The sequence below is a fragment of the Yoonia sp. genome, from assembly GCF_046498525.1.
In the GTDB taxonomy this organism is placed as follows: domain Bacteria; phylum Pseudomonadota; class Alphaproteobacteria; order Rhodobacterales; family Rhodobacteraceae; genus Yoonia.
The window spans coordinates 1-8,966 of record NZ_JAWOAN010000128.1; the positions used below are offsets into that span (position 1 = coordinate 1).

The window sequence follows — 8,966 nt, forward strand, 5'->3', positions numbered from 1 at the left end:
CCACCGCCCGAGATGGTTGCCAACCTACGTGCCGGCAATCTTGACGGCTATCTGTCGCCGGATCCATTCAACCAGCGTGCCGTTTATGAAGGCATCGGCTTTATCCATATCCTGACCAAGGAAATCTGGGAAGGCCACCCTTGCTGCGCATTCGCCGCGCCGCTGTCTTTTGCAACCCAATTGCCAAACACTTACGGCGCTTTGCTGAAATCAATCATCGACGCGACGCAATATGCCTCAAACGCTGATAACAGGGTCGAGATTTCCGAAGCCATTGCACCGACCAACTATCTGAACCAGCCCGTGACGGTGATCCAGCAAGTGCTGACAGGGACCTATGCGGATGGTCTGGGCGAAGTGAAGCGCGTGCCGGACCGGATCGATTTCGATCCGTTCCCGTGGCATTCGATGGGTGTCTGGATCCTGACCCAGATGAAGCGATGGGGCTATATCGAAGGTGATGTGGATTATCGCGGTGTCGCCGAGCAGGTATATCTTGCGGCTGACGCCAAGAAGGTGATGGAAGACCTTGGTTATGACGCACCGGACGTCACCTACAAATCACATACAATCATGGGAAAGACCTTCGATCCGGCGACCCCGGAAGCCTACGTCGACAGTTTTGCGATCAAGGCGAACTGATGGCTGCGCTCAGTGAAAACAAAAGGGCGGCATTGCTGTCGCTGCTCTTGCTCTTTGTCAGCCTCTTTGTGTGGGAGATGTCGATCCCCGCACAAAAGGCTGTGGGTGAACTGACTGAATATGAACTGCTGACAGGTGGGGGGCAGCCCAAAGCGGGCGTACCCCCGCCAAGCCAGGTCTTGGGCAAAGCCTGGGAGCAGTTGTCGAACCCTTTCTATGACGCGGGGCCAAACGACAAAGGCATCGGCATCCAGATCGGATACTCGATCTATCGCGTGCTGACGGGGTATTTTCTCGCGGCAGTGATCGCGATCCCACTTGGCTTCCTGATCGGGATGTCCTCGGTCGCCTACAAAGCCCTCAACCCCTTTATTCAGGTCCTGCGCCCTATTTCGCCTTTGGCGTGGATGCCCTTGGCACTGTTCATCATTCAAGACAGCGAGGCGTCGGCGATATTTGTGATCTTCATCTGCTCGATCTGGCCAATGTTGATCAACACGGCCTTCGGCGTCGCTGCTGTGCGCGAAGACTGGGTAAACGTCGCCCGCACCCATGAACTGGGTGCAGTGAAAACGGCATTTCTGGTAATCCTGCCTGCTGCTGCGCCAACCATCGTGACAGGCATGCGGATTTCGATCGGAATCGCGTGGCTGGTCATTGTGGCGGCTGAGATGCTCGTGGGCGGAACAGGAATCGGGTATTACGTCTGGAACGAGTGGAACAACCTCGACCTGACCTCTGTCATCTTCTCAATTCTCATGATCGGCGTTGTCGGTATGCTTCTGGATGCCATGTTTGGCCTCTTGCAGCGCCGTGTGACGTACATCGAATAAAGAGACGCGCTATGAAATCCTTTCTCAGTATTGAAAATCTCACACAGCGCTTCCCGGATGGGAATGGCGGCAAGCTTACGGTCTTTGAAGACGCCAGCTTTGGGGTGGAAAAGGGCGAATTTGTCGTCATCCTCGGTCATTCGGGCTGTGGTAAATCAACGATCATGAATATTCTGGCCGGTCTGGCAGAACCCACAAGCGGCGTCGTGAAAATGGACGGCATACAGATCAAGGGCCCAAGCCTTGATCGTGGCGTAGTATTCCAGAACTATTCGTTGTTGCCGTGGCTGTCGACGTTGAAGAACGTCACTTTCGGTGTGGCCGCACGCCATCCCGAATGGACAAAGGCGCAGGTGATCGAACATTCAACCCAGTTCCTCGCGATGGTCGGGCTGGAGGGCGATGTCATCCATCGCAAGCCCAGCCAGCTATCGGGCGGTATGCGCCAGCGCGTGTCGATTGCACGGGCATTTGCCAACCATCCAAAACTGCTTTTGCTTGATGAGCCCTTCGGCGCACTGGACGCGCTGACACGCGGGACCATTCAGGATGAGTTGCTCAAGATATGGGGCCAGATGGAGCAGACCGTGTTCATGATCACCCACGACATCGATGAAGCTATCCTGTTGGCGGACCGCATCCTGTTGATGACCAACGGCCCCTTTGCCCGCGTCGCCGAAAGTGTCGAGATCACGATCCCGCGCCCACGCAACCGGACCGAGATTGTCGAGCACCCGAATTACTACGCGATCCGCAACCATCTGGTTCAATTCCTGGGCAAACGATCCAAGGAACTGTCAGGCCAACCGTCCGAAAGTGGCGTAACCAATAAACCGACACCGGTACGGATCGACAGGACAAAACCAACCGACGACCCAGAAGACCAACAGCCCGCATTGCGCGCCGTGAACAGCTAAGACCGGAGGAAAATAACATGAAAGACCTCACCATGACTGAGATGATGACCAAAGAAGACGCTACCGCGATGATCCTTTCGGCCAAAAAGCAGGCCGGACTGACATGGGAAGACATCGCGGACAAGATCGGGATGTCGCCGGTTTGGACGCATTCCGCCGCGATGGGTATGAACGCCTTTCCAGCGGAAAAAGCTAAATTGATGGTCAGCATAATGGGTCTTCCGCAAGAAGCCGAAAGCGTGCTTGCCGAAAGCCCTACGAAAATTTGGGAACAGGCTGTGCCAACCGATCCGTGTATCTATCGTTTCTATGAAATCGTGGGAGTATACGGTCCGACCCTCAAAGCTTTGATTCAGGAAAAATTCGGCGATGGTATCATGTCGGCAATCGACTTTGACATGACCATCACGCGTGTCGAAAACCCCAAGGGTGATCGCGTGAAGGTCGAGATGTCGGGCAAATACCTTGGCTACAACAGCTGGTAACCTGCGCTGGTGGCCCGCTTGCCTGAAGTGTCTGATACAGGGTGGTTCAATCGGTCAGCGTTTCAGCAAAGCCGGATAGAGATGTGTGCCTTTCCGACCCGCAAGTGGGCCATTTTTTCGCAAGATACGGTTACCAGTCATCAATACAGCCATGAATCAGATTTTCACGCATCAGCCTTTGCGCCAAGGTGCCTCGCGCCACGGAAATCCGAGCGAGGTATTCCGCCACTTGCGTCGCATATCGTCTGGCCTCTTCACCCGCTTTCTGGGTTGAAACAGCAGTGAACCGTATCGTTTGACCTGCACGCATTTGCGACAAGCGGTCGGTGTCACATGAGATGACCGTTGCGATCTTTGGATAGCCGCCGGTGGTTTGGTGGTCCGCAAGAAGGACAGTGGGAACGCCGTCGCCGGAAACCTGGATTGATCCGCGAACGATAGGCTCTGACGGAATGGACAGGGCACTGTCCAATGAAAGCGCAGGCCCCTTGAGCCGCATCCCCATTCGGTCATAGGCATCCGAGACCGTGAACGGCTCGGACAGAAGCCGCGGCATTGCGTCATCGGCAAAATGCTGATCCTGCGGTCCCGTCACCAGTCGGATAGCATCCTCGGGCAGGATATCTGCTTGCGCAATCTCGCCTGCACGTTCGTCACGGATGGCCGCGTCAGACACTGCCAGCGTATCCCCGGCCCGCACGGCACCGCCACCAAAACCGGACGCCGCGTGCGTCGCCTGACTGCCCAGCCATGTCTCGGCGGCCAGCACACCGGCAAAGGCGAGATAGGCCCAGCTGCCCGCCTTTCCAGCGCGGATCGCAAGGCGTTCGCCCTTGCGGATCGTCAGGATCGTCCAAGAGCCTGTTTTCTGTCCGGCGTGTTCCACGACGAAATCGCCGCCTGTGATTGCAACAGTGACCGCCCCTTCGGTGCATTGCAGGATCAAACCACCAAGGGATATTTCGATCGCGTTCAAACCTGCCGCGTTACCAAGTGCGGCATGTGCGGCCGCGAAAGCCATACGGTCCATAGGCCCCGATGCCGACACACCGTAGCGCATATTTCCCGGGCGGCCTGCATCCTGAAATGTCACCAATGGCCCCGCAAATAACACCGAGAGTTTCGCGTCAGCCATGGGTCGTTTCCTTGCTGAGTTTTTCGAATGTCTTGAGGTCGATACGTTCAAAGGTCACGCTATCCCCGACGTCAAAGAGGAAGGGATGGTCGGGATTGCCCGTAAATACTGGTGTCGGTGACCGTCCGATAATCGACCAGCCGGTTGGCATCGTCAGGGTCGTGATCAGGCACTGCGCCCCTGCCACGATGACGCTGCCGGCAGGCACGCCGCGCACCGGGGCGGGCTTGCGAGGTACTTGTATCTGCTCTGGAACCCCGTGCAAATAGGCGTAACCGGGCGAAAAGCCATACATCAGCACATGGAAGTCGCCAGCAAGATGGGCGTTGATGACGGCCTCTTGTGACAGTCCGGTCGCGGCGGCGACTTCCTCCAGATCCGGTGCAAGGGGCGCTTCGTAGCAGACATGGATCTCTCGGTCGGTGCCGCTGCTCCGGCCCATTTCCAAGTTTTTGAGATTGGCGCGCAGGTGGCTTTCAATGGCGTGATGATCGGTCTTGACCGGATCAAACGACACCAGAAGACTAACCAGTGCGGGAACAGTTTCAATCACGCCTGTCGGCATATTTGATGTAATAGCGCGATCCAGTGCTATGACTGACGCGTGGGCCTTTTCGTTGATGACATCGGAAAATGACACCAGCATTGCATGATCAGCAATAGCCCTGAATTGAGGTTCCATAAGCGTCCTTAGGCTGATCTGAGGCAATTGAGTGTGGCCGCAGTCACTGCAACAGGGCTGGAAGGAAAAGCGCAATGCCCGGGAAGGCAATCAGCAGGAAGGCCATGGCAAGCATCGTCAGGCAATAAGGTATTGCGCCCAGCATCACTTCGTTCAGGCTGCCCGATTTGCGCGCACCTTGCACCACGTAGAGGTTCAGACCCACAGGTGGCGTGATCAGTGCCATCTCGATCAGCACGATCATAAGGATACCGAACCAGATCACATCATAACCCTGCGCAACCACCAACGGGACAATGATAGGAATGGTGACAACCATCAGCGAAAGTGTTTCGATAAAGAAGCCCAAGACGATGTAAAGCACCACCACAACCAGAATTGTCTTCAGCGGCGTCAGGCCCAAACCCGTCATGAATTCGGTCAGTTCGCGCCCTAGCCCAGCAGAGGCCAGCGTGAAGTTCAGGAAGGATGCCCCGATCACAATCAGCATGATCATCGAGGTGATCTTGACCGTGCCGGTCAGACTTTGCGTCAGCATCGACCATGATACCCCGCCAAAGGCGAGCGCGATCAAAAACGCGCCCGCCACGCCGACCGCGGCAGCCTCTGTCGGAGTAGCCCAACCGCCGTAGATCGAGCCGACAATCAGACCGAAAAGGATCAGGATCGGGACAAGATCAATCAGGGCGCGCAGCATCTGTGGAAAAGGAAAGGTCCGGCGCACACCGCCCAGATCTGGACGGATCAGGCAAATCACAGCAGTGACGGCCATAAACGCGATAGCCAGTGCGACACCCGGGACCAGACCCGCCAGAAAAAGCTGCGGAATGGAAGACTGTGTCAGAAACCCATAGACGATCAGATTGATCGAAGGAGGGATCATGATGCCCAGCGTGCCGCCAGCCGCAATCGCACCCGAAAACAGCTTGGGATCATAACCCAGCTTTTCGGCCTGTGGCATGGCAACGGTCGCGACGGTCGCCGCGGTAGCTACGGATGAACCCGATGTGGCCGAAAACATCGTCGCTGTCGCAACATTGGCATGAACCAGACCGCCCGGCAGCCAAGACACCCAGCGATCCAATGCGGCATAGGTGCGCGTGGCGACCCCACTGCGCACAAGGATTTCACCCAGCAAAACAAAGAACGGGATCGCAATCAGCGTCGCCGAATTTGACGAGGACCACACCATGTTGCCCAAGCCGCGCGTCAGCGGAAAGCTGGAAAAGAACGCATCAATGCCAAAGCCCAGTAGAAACAGTACGATGCCAACCGGTATCGAAAGCGAAAGCAGCCCCAGAAGGCCGATGGAAACATACCCGATCATTGAAGTGTTTCCTGCTCGGCGAAGGCCCCAACGAAGCTTTCGGTTTCCGTATGTCTGCGCTTGATCAGCAGGCTGAGTGCTGCAAGGGTGACAAGAGTGGACATCACGGCAAACCAGACCCAGCCTGCGAACCAGGGCATTTGCACCCAGATCAGCGGCGTCTCCAGCGGGGTATTCGCGTGCGAGCCGTTCACCAAAGACCGCTCGACAACGGGCCACGCCTTGATCGCGATAGTAATGATCACACCCGACATGACGATCATCGAAAAGACATCGAACACGGCCCGTCCGAATGATTGGAATTTGGTGCGTAACAGGTCGATCCGTACATGCCCCAATTCAAGCAGCGTGTAGGACATCCCCCATGAGGTCGCGAGCGCCATGGCGTAGCCCGCAATCTCTTCGGTGCCACCAAGGGACGTGCCGATTTGGCGCATGATGATGTCTGCGAGCACGAAAGCGGCGCAAACCAGCAGGCCAAAGCCCACGACCAGTGCGACACCTTTGTTGATCCCCCGCAAACGGTGTATCAGCCTCAATTCCATCTCGGCACGTCTCCTGTTTTGGTCTTAGTTGATTGTTACACCAACAACTGCGCCAACGCTGTCATTCCAGCGGGCAGCCCAGTCGCCACCGGCACGTTCGGCCCATTCAGGAAGAACTTCGCTTGTCAGAATATCACGCGCGCGGTCAAAATCTGCGTCGCTGACTTCAACCAACGTCATCGAACGGGCTTCACCGGATGGGCATTCACCATTGCCTGTCAGACAGGCAATGTCATTGACCAAGGCGTCCTGTGCGCTGGCCCAAGCCGGATCTTCAAAGCCGCTGACAATTTCGCTAGTCAGAAGGGCCTGTGTATCTGCGCTCAGGCTGTTCCACTTATCGAGATTGATCGCAGTGACGACCGGGTCCCAGCCGCCCAGTGGGATGGGCAGCAGATGGGTCGAAACTTCCCACCAACCCGCGCTATAACCGGAACCGGCGCCGGTCACGGCACAGTCAACCACGCCGTTTTGAAGCGCACCCGGCACCTCGGCGAATGACACATTCACGCCTTCCGCGCCCAATGCCTCAAGCAATTTTGCCGTCATGCGTCCAGAAGCACGCACTTTCAGACCTTCCAGATCGCCCAGATTGGAAATCTCGCTGTTGCAGAAAACGACCTGCGGCGGATAGGGCGCAATCGCCAGCACATGAGAATTGAAACGGTCGCGGTAGATATCAGACACCATCGGGCGCGCAGCGTCCACCATGGCGCGCGCTTCATTAGCAGTCAGCGCCAGCAGTGGAACATCCAGCCCTTCCAGTTCTGGCGCATCTGCCACTGCGTAATCTGCCACGGTCATCGCCACATCATAAACGCCTTGGCCCAGCAAAGGATAGATATCACCCAGACCGAGGCTCATCTGGTTGTGTGTCGTCAGTTCGACATTGATATCGCCACCCGATGCCTCTGGCAGGGTCGTGTTCCAGAAAGGCGCTTCGTATTCGTTGTGCAACGGCAGGCTGGACCAGCTGCCCACGACTGAAAGGTCTTCTGCCATGGCCGGTGCTGCAAGTGCTGTGCTTGCAGCCAGAACGGATATTACTTTTTTCATTGTCTTTGTCTCCTTGTTGGGTCGTTTCATTGGTTTGTCAGGATCGTTGTTTCAGCGTCTTCGGCCACGTCAGCGATCAGCATATGACCGGGCGAGTGCGTGATGCAGAGCGGAAGCCCCGCATCCAGAAGAACGTTTTGAGGGGTGACACCACAGGCCCAGTAGACAGGGACTTCGCCGGCCCTGATTTCAACCGCGTCACCCCAATCAGGGCGCGACAGGTCTGCAATGCCGATTTCTGCAGGGTCGCCAATGGCAATCGGCGCGCCATGAGCTTGAGGATAGCGTCGGCTGATTTCTTGCGCCTGAGAGATTTGGTTTTCCGGAATCGGCCGCATCGTCACGACCATCTGGCCACCAAAACGGCCCGCCGGAACAAGATCGATATCGGAGCGGAACATCGGCACATTCAAACCTGTTTCGATGTGGCGGACGGGAATGCCCGCGCGCTGGAGCGCATTTTCGAATGTGAACGAACAGCCAAGCGCAACCGTCACAAGATCATCTGCCCACTCATCGGTGATGTCAGTAACCTCATCACTTAGTGCGCCGTTTCGGAAAACACGGTATTTTGCAACGTCCGTGCGTATATCGATATCCCCGCCCAATGTGGGCAGAGCGGGATCACCCGTATCACCGACGCCCACAACGGGGCATGGCTTTGGATTGCGCTGACAAAAACGCAAAAAGTCCAAGGCGAAACGTTGAGGCAGGATCGCAAGATTGCATTGGAGTTTCCCTGCAGCCAAACCAGCAGTATGGCCTTTATAGGCGCCCGAACGGATGGCCGTACGCACCTCAACCGCAGAGGCGTTGAGCAAATCTGAATGGGAAACGGACGTGGTATTCATAGCAGCCCCAGTAATGTCATCAAAGCATCACATAGGCGTTCGTTTTGGTGCAAATTATCATTTTGTATCTATAGCGATAGATTTTTTGAATTCACCTCGGATGGCTGTTATCCCAGTCCGTCGCCACACCGCGTGCTATTTCAGCACTGTTTTCAACAAGAAAGCTGCGTGGCTCCGAAAGATAAGATGCTGTAAAGGCCAGCGGCCGCGGTCGAAAGCCCGGATCAAATTCAACAATCTGCCCGGCTGCGATAAAATCCTCAGCGAGCGCACGGGGATAGGGCCCAACCGCGATTCCCGCGGCAATCATCTTGAGGCTCGCCGACAAGGAAGCCGATGCATAAAGCCGCAGTTTCGGCCCGATCCGGCGGGATAACTCTGACATCAATTCCCGGTACGGTCGCGTCTGGGTAGAATACGATATGACGGGGATTTTGCTAAGGTCTTCTTGCGGATTCGACGTTGCGCGATACCAATGCAGGTCGAACGGTGG

General features: G+C 56.2%; 11 protein-coding genes. 4 read left to right on the forward strand and 7 right to left on the reverse strand.

Annotated features, from left to right (window positions below):
* The 4 genes from R6T97_RS08790 to cynS all read left to right on the forward strand — a co-directional run.
* Positions 1-642 (forward strand): ABC transporter substrate-binding protein (locus R6T97_RS08790; RefSeq protein WP_410348915.1); only part of this gene is annotated, 642 nt, incomplete at its 5' end.
* Positions 642-1,475: a nitrate ABC transporter permease gene (gene ntrB, locus R6T97_RS08795; protein WP_410348916.1), complete on the forward strand. Its 834-nt coding sequence runs from the start codon at positions 642-644 to the stop codon at positions 1,473-1,475. The genes R6T97_RS08790 and ntrB, both read left to right, overlap by 1 nt.
* 11 nt (positions 1,476-1,486) lie before the next feature.
* A complete protein-coding gene (locus R6T97_RS08800) occupies positions 1,487-2,392 on the forward strand; it encodes an ABC transporter ATP-binding protein (protein ID WP_410348918.1) in 906 nt (301 codons plus the stop codon).
* A gap of 17 nt (positions 2,393-2,409) precedes the next feature.
* On the forward strand, positions 2,410-2,877 hold the full coding sequence (gene cynS / locus R6T97_RS08805; RefSeq protein ID WP_410348919.1) for a cyanase: 468 nt from the start codon (positions 2,410-2,412) through the stop codon (positions 2,875-2,877).
* 130 nt (positions 2,878-3,007) lie between these two features.
* Here cynS and R6T97_RS08810 read toward each other — a convergent pair whose 3' ends face one another.
* From R6T97_RS08810 to R6T97_RS08840, 7 genes are all read right to left on the reverse strand, one after another.
* Positions 3,008-4,012, reverse strand: coding sequence for a biotin-dependent carboxyltransferase family protein (locus tag R6T97_RS08810; protein ID WP_410348920.1), 1,005 nt, complete (start codon positions 4,010-4,012; stop codon positions 3,008-3,010).
* Positions 4,005-4,694: a 5-oxoprolinase subunit B family protein gene (locus R6T97_RS08815; RefSeq protein ID WP_410348921.1), complete on the reverse strand. Its 690-nt coding sequence runs from the start codon at positions 4,692-4,694 to the stop codon at positions 4,005-4,007. Before R6T97_RS08815 ends, R6T97_RS08810 begins: the two co-directional genes overlap by 8 nt.
* Positions 4,695-4,737: 43 nt before the next feature.
* Positions 4,738-6,021: a TRAP transporter large permease gene (locus tag R6T97_RS08820; RefSeq protein WP_410348922.1), complete on the reverse strand. Its 1,284-nt coding sequence runs from the start codon at positions 6,019-6,021 to the stop codon at positions 4,738-4,740.
* Entirely contained in the window at positions 6,018-6,566 is a 549-nt protein-coding gene (locus R6T97_RS08825; protein WP_410348923.1) for a TRAP transporter small permease subunit, read from the reverse strand. Before R6T97_RS08825 ends, R6T97_RS08820 begins: the two co-directional genes overlap by 4 nt.
* 24 nt (positions 6,567-6,590) lie before the next feature.
* On the reverse strand, positions 6,591-7,622 hold the full coding sequence (locus R6T97_RS08830; RefSeq protein WP_410348924.1) for a TRAP transporter substrate-binding protein: 1,032 nt from the start codon (positions 7,620-7,622) through the stop codon (positions 6,591-6,593).
* 26 nt (positions 7,623-7,648) lie between these two features.
* Positions 7,649-8,473 carry a putative hydro-lyase gene (locus tag R6T97_RS08835; protein WP_410348925.1) on the reverse strand — a complete coding sequence of 275 codons (825 nt, stop codon included), beginning with the start codon at positions 8,471-8,473 and terminating at the stop codon, positions 7,649-7,651.
* A 91-nt stretch (positions 8,474-8,564) separates the two neighbouring features.
* Positions 8,565-8,966 (reverse strand): LysR substrate-binding domain-containing protein (locus R6T97_RS08840; RefSeq protein ID WP_410348927.1); only part of this gene is annotated, 402 nt, incomplete at its 5' end.

Excerpts from the sequence above, each read along its gene's own strand:
- ntrB (WP_410348916.1), top strand. The coding sequence starts at position 642 with ATGGCTGCGCTCAGTGAAAACAAAAGGGCGGCATTGCTGTCGCTGCTC.
- R6T97_RS08800 (WP_410348918.1), top strand. The coding sequence starts at position 1,487 with ATGAAATCCTTTCTCAGTATTGAAAATCTCACACAGCGCTTCCCGGAT.
- cynS (WP_410348919.1), top strand. The coding sequence starts at position 2,410 with ATGAAAGACCTCACCATGACTGAGATGATGACCAAAGAAGACGCTACC.
- R6T97_RS08810 (WP_410348920.1), bottom strand. The coding sequence starts at position 4,012 with ATGGCTGACGCGAAACTCTCGGTGTTATTTGCGGGGCCATTGGTGACA.
- R6T97_RS08815 (WP_410348921.1), bottom strand. The coding sequence starts at position 4,694 with ATGGAACCTCAATTCAGGGCTATTGCTGATCATGCAATGCTGGTGTCA.
- R6T97_RS08820 (WP_410348922.1), bottom strand. The coding sequence starts at position 6,021 with ATGATCGGGTATGTTTCCATCGGCCTTCTGGGGCTGCTTTCGCTTTCG.
- R6T97_RS08825 (WP_410348923.1), bottom strand. The coding sequence starts at position 6,566 with ATGGAATTGAGGCTGATACACCGTTTGCGGGGGATCAACAAAGGTGTC.
- R6T97_RS08830 (WP_410348924.1), bottom strand. The coding sequence starts at position 7,622 with ATGAAAAAAGTAATATCCGTTCTGGCTGCAAGCACAGCACTTGCAGCA.
- R6T97_RS08835 (WP_410348925.1), bottom strand. The coding sequence starts at position 8,473 with ATGAATACCACGTCCGTTTCCCATTCAGATTTGCTCAACGCCTCTGCG.